The organism is Spiroplasma endosymbiont of Tiphia femorata (assembly GCF_964020225.1).
Classification (GTDB): domain Bacteria; phylum Bacillota_I; class Bacilli_A; order Mycoplasmatales; family VBWQ01; genus Spiroplasma_E.
Genome location: NZ_OZ026544.1, coordinates 1,575,395 through 1,592,329 on the forward strand (window position 1 = coordinate 1,575,395; position 16,935 = coordinate 1,592,329).

Annotated in this window: 17 protein-coding genes and 1 tRNA gene; 3 read left to right on the forward strand and 15 right to left on the reverse strand. The window is 22.9% G+C overall.

Features of this window, described 5'->3' with window-relative positions; translation table 4 throughout:
- Nucleotides 1-11: 11 nt before the first annotated feature.
- The 3 genes from AACK83_RS09685 to AACK83_RS09695 form a co-directional block, all read right to left on the reverse strand.
- Entirely contained in the window at nucleotides 12-1,319 is a 1,308-nt protein-coding gene (locus AACK83_RS09685) for a BMP family ABC transporter substrate-binding protein (RefSeq protein WP_338958108.1), read from the reverse strand.
- A 333-nt stretch (nucleotides 1,320-1,652) separates the two neighbouring features.
- Nucleotides 1,653-2,999, reverse strand: a complete 1,347-nt coding sequence (locus tag AACK83_RS09690) for a BMP family ABC transporter substrate-binding protein (RefSeq protein WP_338958111.1) — start codon at nucleotides 2,997-2,999, stop codon at nucleotides 1,653-1,655.
- Between the two features lie 64 nt (nucleotides 3,000-3,063).
- Nucleotides 3,064-3,435: a helix-turn-helix transcriptional regulator gene (locus AACK83_RS09695; RefSeq protein WP_338958114.1), complete on the reverse strand. Its 372-nt coding sequence runs from the start codon at nucleotides 3,433-3,435 to the stop codon at nucleotides 3,064-3,066.
- Nucleotides 3,436-3,554: 119 nt separating this feature from the next.
- Here AACK83_RS09695 and AACK83_RS09700 point away from each other — a divergent pair, with 119 nt between their 5' ends.
- Entirely contained in the window at nucleotides 3,555-4,067 is a 513-nt protein-coding gene (locus AACK83_RS09700; RefSeq protein WP_252320146.1) for a hypothetical protein, read from the forward strand.
- A 10-nt stretch (nucleotides 4,068-4,077) separates the two neighbouring features.
- On the opposite strand, the gene AACK83_RS09705 is transcribed toward AACK83_RS09700, so the two are convergent.
- On the reverse strand, nucleotides 4,078-4,593 hold the full coding sequence (locus AACK83_RS09705; RefSeq protein ID WP_252320148.1) for a hypothetical protein: 516 nt from the start codon (nucleotides 4,591-4,593) through the stop codon (nucleotides 4,078-4,080).
- 401 nt (nucleotides 4,594-4,994) lie between these two features.
- On the opposite strand from AACK83_RS09705, the gene AACK83_RS09710 reads away from it, so the two are divergent.
- Nucleotides 4,995-6,248, forward strand: a complete 1,254-nt coding sequence (locus AACK83_RS09710; protein WP_338958118.1) for an HAD family acid phosphatase — start codon at nucleotides 4,995-4,997, stop codon at nucleotides 6,246-6,248.
- Between the two features lie 162 nt (nucleotides 6,249-6,410).
- A complete protein-coding gene (locus AACK83_RS09715; RefSeq protein WP_338958120.1) occupies nucleotides 6,411-6,632 on the forward strand; it encodes a hypothetical protein in 222 nt (73 codons plus the stop codon).
- A 61-nt stretch (nucleotides 6,633-6,693) separates the two neighbouring features.
- Here AACK83_RS09715 and AACK83_RS09720 read toward each other — a convergent pair whose 3' ends face one another.
- The 11 genes from AACK83_RS09720 to AACK83_RS09770 all read right to left on the reverse strand — a co-directional run bounded on the left by AACK83_RS09720 (nucleotide 6,694) and on the right by AACK83_RS09770 (nucleotide 16,711).
- Nucleotides 6,694-7,230 carry a DUF402 domain-containing protein gene (locus AACK83_RS09720; RefSeq protein ID WP_338958122.1) on the reverse strand — a complete coding sequence of 179 codons (537 nt, stop codon included), beginning with the start codon at nucleotides 7,228-7,230 and terminating at the stop codon, nucleotides 6,694-6,696.
- Nucleotides 7,231-7,386: 156 nt separating this feature from the next.
- Nucleotides 7,387-7,463, reverse strand: a tRNA-His gene (locus AACK83_RS09725).
- 516 nt (nucleotides 7,464-7,979) lie between these two features.
- Nucleotides 7,980-8,261, reverse strand: coding sequence for a hypothetical protein (locus AACK83_RS09730; RefSeq protein WP_338958125.1), 282 nt, complete (start codon nucleotides 8,259-8,261; stop codon nucleotides 7,980-7,982).
- Between the two features lie 163 nt (nucleotides 8,262-8,424).
- Nucleotides 8,425-9,273: an energy-coupling factor transporter transmembrane component T family protein gene (locus AACK83_RS09735; protein ID WP_281748540.1), complete on the reverse strand. Its 849-nt coding sequence runs from the start codon at nucleotides 9,271-9,273 to the stop codon at nucleotides 8,425-8,427.
- A gap of 13 nt (nucleotides 9,274-9,286) precedes the next feature.
- Entirely contained in the window at nucleotides 9,287-10,165 is an 879-nt protein-coding gene (locus tag AACK83_RS09740; RefSeq protein ID WP_281748539.1) for an energy-coupling factor transporter ATPase, read from the reverse strand.
- Entirely contained in the window at nucleotides 10,141-10,983 is an 843-nt protein-coding gene (locus AACK83_RS09745; RefSeq protein ID WP_252320168.1) for an energy-coupling factor transporter ATPase, read from the reverse strand. Before AACK83_RS09745 ends, AACK83_RS09740 begins: the two co-directional genes overlap by 25 nt.
- Before the next feature lie 387 nt (nucleotides 10,984-11,370).
- Complete coding sequence (locus tag AACK83_RS09750) at nucleotides 11,371-12,609, reverse strand: hypothetical protein (protein WP_338958138.1); 1,239 nt, start codon at nucleotides 12,607-12,609, stop codon at nucleotides 11,371-11,373.
- Nucleotides 12,610-12,796: 187 nt separating this feature from the next.
- On the reverse strand, nucleotides 12,797-14,191 hold the full coding sequence (locus AACK83_RS09755; protein ID WP_338958141.1) for an ankyrin repeat domain-containing protein: 1,395 nt from the start codon (nucleotides 14,189-14,191) through the stop codon (nucleotides 12,797-12,799).
- Between the two features lie 61 nt (nucleotides 14,192-14,252).
- Nucleotides 14,253-14,450, reverse strand: a complete 198-nt coding sequence (locus AACK83_RS09760; RefSeq protein WP_338958143.1) for a hypothetical protein — start codon at nucleotides 14,448-14,450, stop codon at nucleotides 14,253-14,255.
- A 276-nt stretch (nucleotides 14,451-14,726) separates the two neighbouring features.
- Nucleotides 14,727-15,680, reverse strand: coding sequence for a M60 family metallopeptidase (locus AACK83_RS09765; protein ID WP_338958147.1), 954 nt, complete (start codon nucleotides 15,678-15,680; stop codon nucleotides 14,727-14,729).
- Between the two features lie 203 nt (nucleotides 15,681-15,883).
- Entirely contained in the window at nucleotides 15,884-16,711 is an 828-nt protein-coding gene (locus AACK83_RS09770) for a M60 family peptidase N-terminal accessory domain-containing protein (protein ID WP_338958150.1), read from the reverse strand.
- Nucleotides 16,712-16,935 lie beyond the last annotated feature (224 nt).

Consider the following 16,935-nt stretch of genomic DNA (forward strand, 5'->3'; position numbering starts at 1 on the left):
ACCCCTCTTAATTATTTAAATGGATCATATTCTTTTTTAATACCATTAATTCAATAATGATCTTTTAAATTGAGTACTTTTTGTCATCCAGCAGAAATTTTATCTAATCAATTAGTAGTTTCTGTCATTAATGGTGTGTAAATATCTTTATCACCATCTTTAATTGCTTTATTTGGTGCTATTCCAGTAAAATTAGGCCCACCTCTGTATGGTGCATCATCAATAAATGTTTGATCGGCAGTTGGATCAGTTGGATGCTCTGGATTCTGATCAGTTTTACCAACTGATTTTCAGAGCATAAGTTTAATTGAACTAATTAAATCTTTTTCTGCAGAAGTAATAAACCTATCTGCAGATTGTGGGTATTGAAGTTGTTGATCTGTATCAACACCAATAATTTTACCTTGACCAGATTTTTTTAATGATGATAAAGTATCTTCGGTTTGTGGTCCTGCTACCGGAAAAATAATATTAGTTTTTTGTCGAGCAAGATCATCATTAATTGCTTGTGAACCTTTTGAACCTTGAGTAAAATCACCACTAAATTGAGTACCTGAAGTTATAAATTTAATATTTGGTAATGATTCTTTAAAATCTGAATTTAAAATTTTAACTCATGATATTAATTTTTCTTCATCTTCTTTATTTTTAAATTTATTATTAAAAAACTGTATGGCTCAATAATAACCATACATATAATTAGTAACTGCTGGAATATCAAGTCCACCATAGGTTGACATTTTTAAATTATCAAGTCCACCATATTGATTAGCATGAGCAGTTAACCATATTGCCCCTGCCAATCCGGCTAAAAAGCCTGATTGTTCTGCTTTGTAAAGTAAACCAGCCAATTGTTTATTAGATTTTGGTACTTCTTTATTTGCAGTATCACCATCAATAAAAATAAATTTCACTTTATGTTTTAAAATAGTATTTTGTGCTTTAACCAAAGCATTATGATGTAAAAATCCTGAAGCAATAATTACTTTACTGTTTATGAAAACGGCTTTATTATATGATGTCATTAAATCATCAGTATTAGTTAATTGGGGATTATCTCAAGAAACCTCAACTCTTTTATTTTTATATTGAGGATCAACATAATCACTATGTGTTCAATCATTAAACTCTTGTTTAAACTTGAGGGCAGCATTATATGATGATTCATTAAAAGAAGCATCATTAATAGTATGTCCATCAGTTACAACAGTTATTCGATAAATATTTGGATCATTAAACTGACTATTGCAAGCAATGATTGGTAATATCATTATTACTGACAATGATATTGCACTAAATACAGTAAAAATTTTACGCATACTATTATATTCCTCCTACAATTATATATAAATATTTATATAAAAAAAATATAAAAAAAGAAAGCAAAAACATTGCTTTCTTAATTCAATTATTCAAAATAAAATAAAACTGTGTATAAATAAATTTTGAAAATAAATGGGTGGGAATAACTTACTATTAAAAAATACAGTATATATGTATTTAATATTAATTATTTTCTTATTTTCACAATTAACTCTAAACACTAGTTTCTCCTTTTAATGGCATAACTACCATTATATAAGATAATAAAACTTATTCTTTAAAAATTCAAGAATAATTATAATTTTTTTAAAATATATAGTAAAGTTTTATTAAAACTGTGGTTTATACTTTTCAACACTTTCATCAACATAATTTTTTCAAGCATTTTCTCACTTATCACGAGTAGAATCATTAGCTAAATCAGCAACTAATTTATTATAAGCATCAGTTACTTTTTGTGCCAAATGTCAATAATCATTACTATCAATAATTAAGTTATTATAAATAGCACTAATAGAATCATTATTAGCAATTCCAAGATATTGCTGACCACCTAATGCTGGTTGTGGTATGCTACCATCAAAGTATTGTTCACCATTAATAGGTTTAATACCATCCTCATTATAATCTAAATTAAAAGAATGTCATAATCAAGTATTAACTGACTTATGAATTCCTTTTAAAGCTGATGTAATAAAAATATCTTTAGCATAACTATATTGAACACTTTGATTAACATCGACACCAATAATTTTTGCTTTGCTATTAGTAGTAGAGTTTTTAACAGCTGATACTAAATCAATTGTTTGTGCTCCTGCAACAGGCATTACAATATCATCTTTATATCCATCAATTAATTGTGAAGTTATCGCTTTTGATGATTTTGTACCGGATTCAAAACTACCTGTAAATTGTTTAGCAATTTTATCAAAATGAATATCAAATTTATTAGTTCATTTTTCAATTTTTTCCTTACCCTCTTTAATTCTAATGGCATTAGTCATTTCCAATAAATTATCATTGCTATTACGATATTTATTAAAATAATATACACCTCAATAATAACCCATCATATAACTAACAATAGTATCAGCTGGTAAACCACCAAAAGTTGACATTTTTAAACCATTATCATCATATGTTTCATGATTAGCTGCTAATCATATTGCTCCTGCTAATCCTGATAAAAACCCTGATTGTTCTGCTGAATAACTTAAACACGCTACATCAACTGGCTTTTCTAATTTAGCATCAACTAAAATAAAACGAACACCTAACTTTTTATATTGATTTTGAATAGCTGATGTTAATGCACCAAGATGATTAAACCCAACAACAATAATTGTTTTAGCACCAGCAAATGTTGCTAAATTATAATTATTTTGTAAAGTTGAAACGGTACTATCTCGTGAAATAATTCAACGCGTTTTCATTTTTTTATTTTTTCAAACTTCATTACCGGGTAAATTACTAATCATAATACGATTATCATTAAATGTTTTAGTAAACTCTTTTGAACCTTCTAATACTTGCTGATTAAAAGCTTTATCGAATAAATCACCACCATCAGTAATTATTCAAATATCACCAACACTAGGAATACTACATCCAATTAATCCTACTGATGAACTATTTATTAACAAAGTAATAATTAATAATTTTAAAAAATATTTCATAAATTTCTCCTATAAATAAAAAAATGTACTACAGTAAAAATATTAATATTTATTTACAATTTTTTTATACTTTATTTTTACCATATTTTTCATCAAAATTAATAATTCCTCTATTATATGCATCAAGAATAATTCGTGCACAATGAACAGGATTATATAAAATATTAGTTTTTAATTGTGAATTAGCCATTAACAGTTTAATAAATAGTTCAAAATCATTTTCTTTTAATACAAAATCATGCGTAAAACCTTTTATATCATTCATATCTACTAATAATGCTAAAAGAATTTTATGAATTATTCCTCATGAAGAATTTTTAGCATTACTCTCAATTCTACTAATTGTTGCTTGACGAACACCTACTAATTTCCCCAAATATGCTTGCGTTCAACCAAGTCTTAGACGTATACGCCTAATTTCTACTTCAATTGCCATTTTATTTCCCTCTCTAATTTTAGTTATTCCCAAACTTATTATGTTATGAAAAATTATAAAAAGATAAATTTTATTCTATATTTGCATAAAATATACTAAAATTAATATGGTGATACAAAATGGAAAATGAATTAATTAAATACTGAACAAAAAAAAGTTTTTTTTATGTTAGCATTTTGTGATTAATTGTTCAAATTATATTTATAATAATAGGTTCAATTTTAATAAATACTACTAGTGAAAAAATAATTAATATTTTATTAATAGTTGGCATAAATAGTTTAATTCTATTAATTTTGTTTGCTTTTTCTATTAATCATTATACTTATGAAACAGTTTATCAAATTAAAGTCAAAGGTAGTACTTTTCAAACTAAATTTTATCGTTATCTAATTATTCTATTTAGTTTTGGTTGATTAATTTTTTTCATTTTAAATGCATTATTTATGTTAGTTGAAACTGCCGTTTTTAAAAGCAAACTTGATTATTTTAATACTTTAAACGATCATTGATGAATTTTACTTATTGTAACAATATTTAACGTTTTAATTATTAGCATACATCGACAATTAATGCATTATACATTAACAAATTTACAATTACCATGAAGTAAATACATAAATAACAAATAGTAGATTATATCTACTTTTTCTTTGCATCTCATAAATTTATAATATTTTTTGCACTAATTAAACCAAATAATGATCCACAAGCAACTAAACCACCATTTAATCCAATAAAAACAAATGATAATCCTAATACTAAAGTTATTACTCCATTGCCAAGACTGGCAATACTAACAATAATTAATGGTAATAATGTAACAACAATTGAACCAACTCCAATTACTAAACCAAGAATATAACCAATTCTTTGTTCAAATGCTTTTCTTGAATTTATCATAACTAAAATAAATATAAGAATACCATAAGTTGTTAGACAAGCTATCAATATAATTCATCCTAATCATTGAATAGTACTTAATCCAGAATCAAAAACTTCTTGTAATCATTCTCCAAACTTCCATAATAATTCATAAGAACTTTCCATTAATCCTTTTAAAGAAATCATAATTATAGAAATAACCATTACCGGCATTAATGTTGTCAAAAGTAGATAAATACCAATGTTAGATAATGTTTTTGAAAATTTTAACATCCTTTTACCTCTTTATAATTATTATTTCGCAATATTTCTAGTAAACTATTCGTACTTTATTTTTAACATCTTATGCAAAAAAAAATTTAAAATCTATAAACAATAATTTTATTTATCAATCATTTTTAAAATTATTAAAAACTAAATGTAATTAATAATTAAGTATCTAATTTTACATTTATCTTAACATTTAGCCAATATAAATCAACAATAATACGTAATTTAAATAGTTAATAATAATTATATCTTGTCTTTTAAATTTTAAAAATAAATATATTATCTTTATTGATTGTAAAATTTCAAAAAAAATGTTAAAAAAACTACAAACTAAATATAGTTTTTAACCTATTTACTTTGTTTCTCAAAGTAAATAGGTTTTTATTTTTAAAAGGAGAAAAAACATGAAAAAAATATTAAAAATAATAAGTGGTTTAATAATTATTACAAGTACAAGTTTAAGCGCTATTGGATGTTATAAAAATAACAATATTTATGATTTAAAAGTGTTACAATCAATAATTTGACAAGAATCAGCAGAAAGAAAAATATCCTTATTAAATACTTTTCGTGCAGCAATAAAACAGTATGATGATGTTATAGAAGCAAATAAAAAACATTTATCATTAGATGTTATTTACGCAACCGCAAATAAACCTAATGCCAAAAATGATGAAGAAGATAAAAATTACACTGTGCATTATAATGAATCAAAAATTGAAGCTAATAAATATGTACCTATTGTTATTACTGATTTGGATGAAACATTCATAAATAATATTGGTTTTTCAATTTATAAATTTTTTAATCCAAAAATGAAAGATATGGATTATGAATTTAAAAAATGAGTTGATCATCAAGTCAATTTTGAAGAACAACTTTATAATGGAGTTTTAGAATTTGTTAAACATGTATGAAAAAGTGGTGGTATTGTTTTATTTGATTCAAATCGTTTTCAAGGCGAAAATATCAAGTATGGAGATGAAGCAATACCAACTAAAAAACTACTAGAAAATAATTATTATCCAAAGGCATTTCTTGATAGTTATGTTTGATGAATGCAAGGAGTAACTAAATATAATTCAAGTAATTATAAAGATTTAATATCAAAAGAAAATCGTTTTAATTATATTAATAATAACAATTTTAAATTATCATCAAAAGATAAAAATAGTATGCAAATAAAAAATTGAGAAAATGATTTAGTACCAATAAAAAATGTACCATCACATATTGTAATGAGATTGGGTGATAACATTAATGATTTTCATTCTAATTTAACTAATTCAGAATTAATTGATAAAATATCATTAAAAAATGAATTAATAAATAATAAAAATTTTAATAACTTAATTGGTAAAGTGGGAGATGAATTTTGATTTACAAAAAATGAAAATGGAGAAATAATAGAACATTATTGAAAAGAAAATGAAAAAAATAGTTTAATTGATAGTGATCTAAAAAACCTTGGTTTTGTAAAAGAAATTAAACTAGAAGAAGGAAAAATTAGTTGAAAAGAAACTTATGTACTGGTTGGCGGTAATGATGTATATGGTAATTTTTTATGAGATTTAGAAAAAAAATATAGTTCTAATTTAGATAATTGATTAAATTTACTAAAACATTATTTCAAAAAATATGAAAATATATGAAAATAATTTACAAAGTTAATATATTTGATATATATATATATATATATATTTATTAATTGTAAATTTTCAAAAAGATGTTAAAAATAACTATAAACTAAATATTGTTTTTAACCTATTTACTTTGAAAAACAAAGTAAATAGGTTTTTATTTTTAAAAGGAGTAAAAAAATGAATAAAGAAATTGAACAAGAAATAAAAAACTTAATGTTTAAAGAAATAAAAAAATTAAAAACATATGCTATTAATTATCATAATTACAAAAAGAAAATACAATTTAATGATATAGATATTCAAAATATAAATAATAGTATTGAAGATAAAAGTAAAAAAAGTAATATAAACAGTATTATGAGAGAACATAATTATGCAAAAACATTACCTATTTTATAAAAAAATTTAATTTAGTTATAAAAAGTTTTAATATCAAAAATAGTAAGAACATATGTTCTTACTATTTTTGTAAACTTTGGTCTTGATAACTTTTTCAATAATTTAAAATTACATCATCATTAAATAAATTAATTTCATTTTTCTTAATTCCTTTTTTTAATTTATTTATATTTTGTCATAATATATTTTGTAAAGGTATTGGATACTTTCATATTCGACGATTAGTTTTAAATTCTTTCAAATCTAACAGTTTATAAGAACGATTAGGAAATACTTTAACATCTAAATCATAATCAATGTATTTAACTGTTTGCGAATCTAAAATAAAAGGACTGGCAATATTACAATAATAATGAACACCATCATTACGAATCATACAAATAATATTGTATCAATCATTTTTAAAAAATAACCAAATTGCTGGATCAACGGTTGTTCATTTACGACCATTAATTTCAGTAATTGTTACATTCTCATTTACTAAAACTAAATATTTTTCAGTATCTTCTAAAACAATTGAATTATTTCAACTACGATATAAATCGCCATTATGCTTATATGCATGAATTGAAAGTATTTGCCCTTCTTTAAGGTACATATACATTTAAACCTCAACTTTCTGCAAATCATAAAACATAATAATTATACCATTATTTATTTAGTAAATAAAAAGCGAAAATAAATTTATAATAATATTTATTTAAAAAAGAAAAAACTCCAAAAAGGAGTAGTAAAAAAACATAATTTTATTAAATGGGGCGACTGACGGGATTCGAACCCGCGAATGTCAGTTCCACAAACTGATGCGCTAGACCGCTACGCCACAGTCGCCATATTAGTTTCTATAAGTAAAACCGTTAAATATTATACAATAAATTTATGATTTTTTAATATTTTTTTTCATAAAACTACAAAAATAATCATCTAATTTTCGTATATAACAGTAATAATAATAAAAAACAATGTTACTATTAACAATTAGAAAACAATTTAAAAATAATAATTAATCATAATAATTGATTTAAATACTCTTAATACCTTTTCTATGTGTGTATATCCTAATACACTTTTAAGCCATACTATATTTAGAAATTAGGAAGTTTACTGATTAAAACACTAGTCACAGTAATAGCTTTGTAATAGTGTTCCTATTGAAAATATTTTATTTAATAAAAATGAAAATAAAGAGAAAACTCTTGTAAAATTAACATATTTTATATCATAACAAATCAACACGATTGAAAAATTATCACAAATAATAATGGTATTTCTTTGAAATCAAACAAAAATAAATAATTATTCTAAAATAAGAAATATTACTAGTATTCTTAGTTAAATAAATAAAACTTATAAAAATATTAATTTTCTTTTTTCTTTTAAAATGCTTACTTCTTTTCTATTTTTATGTCTTTTATTTTTGTGTTTTTTACTTTTTTTAATTTTTTTAATAAGTTTATTTTCTTTTTTTAATTTTTCTTCTTCAGCTCTTTTACATTCTTCTTGTAAATTTTTTGCCTTTTCTAATTTTCTTTCTTCTTCATTTTGTTTTATTCTTTCTTGGATTTCTTTTTCAATACGTTTCTGATTTTCTTCAAAATCTCTTCTTTCAAATTTTCATTCTCTAGACATACTTAATTTCTCCTCTTTTAAAAAAATAAAAAACCCATATACTTTAAAATAAGACAACGGGTTAAAAACTATATTAAGTTTATAAAATTATTATACTTAAGAAAAATATAATTACAAATATTTTCTAAATATATAAATAAAAATTTAATTATTTTTTTATATATTATTGTGAATAATAATCATCAATAAATGGAATTCTTCAAAATATTTCTGGATGATAAGTATAAGATATAAGAAATGCTAACAATCCTACACCAATAATAAAGAAAAATATATCTTTAAAATCAATATGGTATTGACGAAAACGTGTTCTTTTACCTTGCGGATCATAACCCCTTGAATCCATAGCGTATGCTAAATCTTCTGCTTTTTGAAATGAAGAAACTAATAAGGGAATAATTAATGATACTAACGATTTAACTTTTTCTTTAAAATGACCATTCTTTAAATCTACACCACGTGATGCTTGCGCTTTTAAAATTCTGCCCGCTTCATCTAATAATGTAGGAATTGAACGAAGAGCAATAGAAATAATCATTGAAATAATATGTACTGGAAATTTAATTAATTTTAGTGGTAACATTAAATCTTCTAATGCTAATGTTAAATCTAATGGTTGAGTTGTGGTTGTTAAAATTGTTGTAATTAAAATCATTAAATAAATTCTAAGAGCAATATAAATACTAACAAATATAGCTTTATACGATACTTTAATACCATGCCAACGTCAAATCATTCCAACATTAGGGCCATCAGTTAAAAAACAGTTAATTATAAATAAAATAAATGCCATAAATAAAATGGGGCGCATTAATTTTAATAACATCATAAAAGGTAATTTTGCACAAAAGAAAATTGTTATGACAGTAAAACCAATAAGAGCGTAACCTTCAAAACCAGTATGAAAAAAAAGTGAAGCAATTAAACAAATTAAAACTAGTAATTTAATTCTTGGATCTACACGATGAATGATTGAATTTAAAGGTAAATAACGACCAAAACTAACTTTCATTATTTATTACTCCTTACTTTTTATTGCTATTTTTTTTGGATAATATTTTTGACAACTGGTCAATTAATTCTGAATCACTTCTAGCAGTAATTTTTGATGTATCAAATCCTGCTGCTTCTAATTTATATAAAAAACTATAAATTTTTGGTGGCTCAATTCCGGTTTCGGTAATTAATTTTTTATCTCTAAAAATAGTAATTGGATCTGCTTTTTTATAAATCTGTGTATTATGTAATACAATAACTTCATCAGCAACCATTAGTACATGATTCATATTATGAGTTACTAAAATAATAGTTTTATTTTCTTTATGATTTAAATCATAAAATAAATTAATTAATTCTTTTTCACCATCGGGATCAAGTCCTGCTGTTGGTTCATCTAAAATTAAAGTATGACCTTGTAATGCCAAAATACCAGCAATAGCAACTCTTCGTTTTTGACCACCAGACAAATCAAATGGACTTCTTGATAAGTATGTTTCGTCTAATCCAACCAAATTAATATATTTTTTTGCTAACTCTCGTGCTTTATCTTTTTTCTCACCAAAATTAACTGGTCCAAACATAATATCTCGTTCAATAGTTTCTTCAAATAACTGATATTCGGGAAATTGAAAAACTAAGCCAATTTGTTTACGTATTTTTTTAATATCACGAATTTTTTTTTGATTAGCCTTAATAATAAAATCATTAATAGCAACTGAACCTGCCATTGGAACTAATAAACCATTAATATGTTGAATCATAGTTGATTTACCACTGCCAGTTTCACCAATAATAGCAACTATTTTTTGTTCAACAATTTCAATAGTAATATCTTTTAATGCTTGATATTGATAAGGGGTTTTTGGAGAATAAGTATAACTTACTTCTTTGAATTTAATTGACATAAGCTAGAAATCAGCTCCTCTTCACTTAATGTTTCATTAATATTAATTCCCTTATTTTTTAAACCTAACGATACTTTTAAAACAAAAGGAATATCTAAATGAATACTTTGTAAAAACTCTCATTCTTTTAATATTTCAGATGGAGTTCCATAACGAACTAATTTACCTTTATTCATAACAATAATTTTATCGGCATTAATAATTTCATCCATATCATGAGTAATAGAAATAATAGTTTTATTGCGTTGTTCTTGTAATTTTAACATAATTTCTTTAACTTCTCGTTTACCTTTTGGATCAAGCATACTAGTTGCCTCATCAAAAATAATAATATCAGGTTCTAAAGCTAAAACTGAAGCAATAGCTACACGTTGTTTTTGACCACCAGATAATCATAGTGGTTCATGATCTAAATATTTTTCCATACCCACTGCCCTAGAAACTCTGTCAATAATTGCTGGCATATCACTGGGCTCAACTAAATGATTTTCCAAGCCAAAAGCAATATCATCACGAACAGTTGAACCTATAAATTGGTTATCAGGATTTTGAAAAACAATACCTAAGTGACGACGTAATTGTTTAATGTTTTTATTAGTAATTGTTTCACCAAATAATTGAATTGTACCTTTTTGTTTGTGTAAAACACCAATAATAATTTTTGAAAGTGTTGACTTACCACTACCATTATGACCAATTATAGTAATATATTCACCATGATTAATATCAAAACTAACATTATCAACAGCGTTATTGTATTCTGGTTTATAACGAAATTCAACATTTTTTAAACTTAATGAAATTTTAGATTTACTCATATTACTTCTAACTCCATTTTAAATATTATGCTAGTAAAATTATAACAGTAATTTTATATATATCAATTTATAATTTATAAAAATTATAAAAAAAGAAAAAAATGAACAATATCTGTTCAAAATTGAAGTTAAATTATTGTTCATTTTCTAATAAAATTTAGTTTATAAATTAAAGTTATATAAATTTCTATTCTATAAAATTAATGTAAAGAAATATCTAGATTTTTAGAATTTTCTTTTAATAAAGATTCAGTTTTTGTTACTTTTTCTGTTGATTTCAATAATTTGTCACTTCAACTTTTAGATGAGCTGGGTACTGCTGATGAAGTTGAAGGTTGCGGATCATTATTTGAAACATTATTTTTTGATAATTTTTCTAGTTCTTTTTTAATATCTTTTAATTCTCGTTTTTTTTTCTTCTATTTTTCTTGTTGTTTTACCATGATTATTATAACAACCACAGCTCATAAGTAATCAAAATTTATTTCAAAAATCTTTTAATTTTTCAGCTTCTAATTTCCTAATTTCCGCTTCTAAAGATTTTTCTTTTCTTTGATAATATCCTAATGTAAGTTTTTGTTTACTACCTCTATAAAGTTTAGTAAATGGTTTATATATACGTTTAAACCATGGTTTTGCATTTTGCTGAACAGAAGTAGCGTTTTCTTCTGGTGAAATTACTATTGATTCTTCTAATGAATTATTTTTTATTTGTTTTAAGACATCTTTTTTTGTTGTAATTTCTTTGACAATTTTTATAGAAGATTTTTCAAGCCTACATATTATCAAAAGTAAACTTAAAATTTTAAAATTAATATTTGCATCATCTATAACCACTATATTTAGTTTATGCTGTAATTCATATATTTCACAAATTTTCTTATTTTTTTTGATCTCCAATTCTGCTATTTTAACTTCATTTTCTGTTTTTTTATTTGAATATAATTTATGATTTGCTTTTATTAATTGTTCTTTATTTTCTAAAATAATTTGTTCATGTTTAAATTCTTCAAATTCTAATAATGTTATTTCTTTCTCTTTTCTTTTTAAACTAGCAGATAAATTAGCAATTTTTAATCTTACTTCTAATATTTCATTTTCTTTTTCTTTAATCAAAAGATTCACATTATTATCATTAACAACAATCGTTTCTTTTAATTTGACTATTTCTTCCTCCATTTCTTTCTCATTTTTTTTAAGTTCTTCTAATTGATTTATTATTTCTTGTTTATTTTCTTTTAATTTTGTTATATTTTCTTGTATTTGTTGTTGTTGCTTTTCTTCTACTTCAACTTTATTTTCAATTTCTTTTCTTAAATTTTCTAATTTTATTAAATCTTTTTCTTTAAACTTTACCTCTTTTTCTTCATATTTAATATTTTTTTCTTTTTTTTCCTTTAATTTATTTTTAATTTCATTTAAGGCTATCTTAAGTTTTTTAATTTCTTTACTTAAATCTTTTTTTTCATCATTAATATTTAATTTTAGTTTTTCTCATTTTTTTATTTCTTTTTTTTCATTTTTAATTTGCTTATCATTTTCTTCGATTTCTTTTTCAAAGGCTTTAATTACTTTTTTTATTTCTGAACTTTCTTTTTTACGTTTTTCTTGTTCAGTAACTGGCATCAAAATCTTCCTTTCAAAATAAAAAAATCGATTATTTTTTTAAAAAAAATAATGGATTGAAAACTATATTTAGTTTTTCGTATATATTATATATAAACTTTATTAAATATATATTATACTTGCTAGATAACACTTTTAAATTTTTATAAAATATTTAAGATTTATTAAAAAAGTTTATTTTTAAACACTAAAATCTTGTTGTATAAGAAACAGTATCAGTAACTAAACTATCTGAAAAATTATTATTAGACTCTCAAATTATACTGTCTACATCACTTGTATCATCATCATTACTTAATAAGGAAACAGTATCAACCTCATCATAATAACCATTAGTATCAGATATATTATTATCAGATATATTATTATCAGATATATTATTATCAATAATAACTTCAACAAAACGTTCAAATTTAATATTTTTACTTAACAGACAATTTTCTATTAAATTTATTATTTTAATTTTATCTTTTCTATTACTTTTTTTCACAATTAAATCGTATGCAGTTAATCCGCTTTTATCTTTTATTGTTAAGTCAATATTAGGTATTTGTAACAGTTCTTCTATTACTTCAAACCTAGAATAAAGAACTGCTTGATGCAAGGGAGTATATCCTAAATTATTTTGCATATTTACTTCACCACCTGCGTTTAATACTAATTTTAATAATTCAACATTAGATCTTAGTACACAATCATGAATTGGACTATCTCCTTCAGTATCCTTAGAATTAATTTGATCATAAGATAAAATAGAAAGCAATGTTTTTGCAATTTCTTTATAATTTTCAACTAAAATTTTAGTTCTACTGTCCTTTATACCCATATCATTATTTGATATAAATCTAAAATAAGATAATGGATTAACTCAAGGCATTCCCTCTTTAGGTAGACCGGTTGTATCAACACTAGCACCTACAATTGCACATTGTAAAGGAGTACCAATTTTTTCTGCTACATAATTTATTAATGATTGATCATTTAATTTTTGTATTAATAATTTTACAATATCTACATTTCCGAAAAGTATTGCTATATGGAATATATTTCATCCTTTAACTGAATTAATATTTGAGTTAGGATCTAATGATTTTCATATTTCATTATTAGTAAACAATAAATTAACATTAGAATTATTAATTAAAAATTCAATAACTTCATTATCAAATTCACCATATTTGATAAAACGTTTGGCAGCATATTCGAAAGCACATTCAATAGGTGTTTTTCCTTTTTTATTTTTATTATTAATTAATTCTTTATTAATTGATAATAAATATTTTAAAATATCAATTTGACCATTATTTGCAGCAATATGAAAAAGATTAGTCTCATTATCAATTATTTCTTCTAAACTAATAATATTAGTTAATAATTTTATACCTTTGATATTTCCTTCTTCAATTAATTTTTTTGCTAATGCAAAACTTAATTTACTTTTAAATAAAATTGAATTATTAACTTTAAATAATTTTACTAATTGTTCCTTTTCATCATTCATAATAAGAAAATTAGCACATTTATAACTAATATTAATATCATAATTATTTACTATTATATTTTCTAATTCTTCTAAAAACAATTCTATCTTTTTTAATTCTGCAGAATCTTTTAAACTATCTCCATCTTTTTCATATTCATAGTTAAATTAATCTTTCTTTTATTATTTCAAGATTATCTTGTAATTTTAATTTTATCTCTTCTACAATTTTAAAATTTTCTAGTTCTTTAAAAGATTTATCAATAAGTTGATAAGTATTAATTTTTTCTTGAAATAATTTTTTTACATTTTTAATAAATATCTCTATATCTAAATTATTAATATTTTCTATAGATATCATCTTTCATTTTCTCCTTTTTATTCAAATCAAAAGTAAAATTTAATAAACATAAAAGAAACTAATATAGATAAAATATCCATATTAGTACTAAACATTTATTAAATTATGAATTAATAATATCATAAAGGTTTTCTAACTTTATATAATTTTAAAAAATATATAAAAAAACTAAATTTTACTATATAAAAAATAAAACCAAAAAAATCAAAATTACTATGTCATAAAAATAGAATTTACTATTAATAGCAAATTCTATTTTTATTTTTTTAACTTATATTATTTTTTAATTAGTTTATCATCACTAACAACAAATTCTACATCTTTTGTTGTTGAAGGAACTCATTCACCAACACTTGGATCAAAATAAAGTCCTCTTTTTGGTTCCATAAATCAAAATATAATCATATAATTATTTTTATAATTAATCTCATTAAGATCATCAAAAACCGATGTTGGATCCTTTCCTACTGCCACTTTTTTATAAATTGAATTACCATTAGCATCTTTATTAGCATCTTTAATAGTAATTTTTATATAATCACTGCCTCCATAACCAATATTAAATTTTTCATTATTACCACTGATGAAAAATGTTTTCTTAGTTTTATTTAAATTAATAATTGCTCGATATTGTGTTAAGTCCTGTCCCATTCCTTCTAATAATATACTATTTGCAAAATTTAATTTCACTGGAATTTGATATTTATTACCAACAAAATCTTCATTTCTATCTATAACTACAAAATTAGTATCAATACTTTTTTCATCAAGAAAATCAGGTTTTTGATAAGAAATATCTTCAACACTTTCAACTTCTAAATTATCTTCCATCATAATATTTTCTTTAACTTCATTTTTTAAAATTTCATCACCAATACTTTTTTCTAAAAAACTAATAACTTTTACTTCTTGCACTGGTTGATAACTTCGCAATTCATGTTCAACAATAGCATCATCATCATAATGACCATCAAAGATATTATTTCAAATCTCTTTTGTTAACTTTGGATATTTACTTACAATGTTTTCAGTATCTTCATCAGCTTTAATTCCTCATTTAGCAAAGAATGGAATTAGATTTCGATTAGCTATTTTTGAAGTCATTTGAATAAAAAATTGTTTTTTTAATTCATTATCAGTTGGTAATAACTTATTATCTAATAATCGACAAGATTGATTTAAAGTTGAATAAAATCATTTTCCAAAGGCCTGATCTAATTGTCAAAACATACCTAATTTAACAAAAAGTGATTGTTTATCAAAATTTTTATCAGCATTTGAATTTAAAATGAATTCTTTAATATCTTTATCAGCATGTCATTTAATTAAGTTATTTTGAAATCCAAATTCTCTTTCAACTCAAAGCGCACTAATATTTACTGTAACTTCAGTTAGATCATTTCATTTATAACGTGGATTTTGAAATGTGTGTCCTATCTCATGTCATATATATCAACCCTCATTAGGTTTCTTCTTAAATAATGCTTTTCCTGCACCAGTAGCTTGTTGAATAATAATATGATAGTGTGTTGCACTAGCATATCCTGCACCAGTATCAGGATTTGTAATATGTATTTTTTATTATTAACCTTTCGAGCAATACCATTATATTCTAAATTTAATCCACTAACTGTACTTGTTAATTCATAAACCTTATCTAAACGAGTAAATGTTTCATTAATATTATAGTTATTAGGATCTTCATCTATTCATAATTCTTTTGCAAGTTCCATTTGGAATGTTCCAAAAACATGTTCTCCAATAATTTCAACAAATGGTGATTCTATATTATCATATAACATTTGTTGAAATTCTTCATTTGTTGTTGTATCAACAACAAATGTTGGAACTTCTATTGGATCTTCAACAATAATTTTAGCAAATCGTGAATTAATGTTATTATTTAATGTTTCATTATATTTTTTATTTATTATTTTACTAGTAACAAATGTTGGATCTTCTACTTCTGATTCAGCAGTAATTAATACTTCGTAATCAGTACTTTCACTTTTATTATACAGATATAACATACCTTCTATTTCAGAAATAATAGTTTGATTTTCTTCATTAATAACATACTCTTTTGGTTTTAAACTTTGACCATCATTTAAATTTTTATAACTTCCTCATTGTCCAATAAAAATGCTAAGTAAAGATTCATCATTTTCTAATAATTTTATTGTTATTTTTGATCCTTTAACTACAAAAATTCCTGTTGGAATGATTAAGTACTCTTTGTTCCTTAGTAAGATTTTCTTCAACAATACTTTGTGCATTAGCAACAACCATTTTTTTCATATTTTTTCTCCTTTATTTGAGATAAATATTTAAAAATTACTATATCTAGTAAATTTCTTTACAAAAATAATTTTAATTATTGACTGATATTTTTTTGATAATTATTGTTTTATATACAAATAATCCAAATACTATCCCGATCAAATATATAAGTTTTATTTTTAATTAAAAAAACTAAAAACTCCTT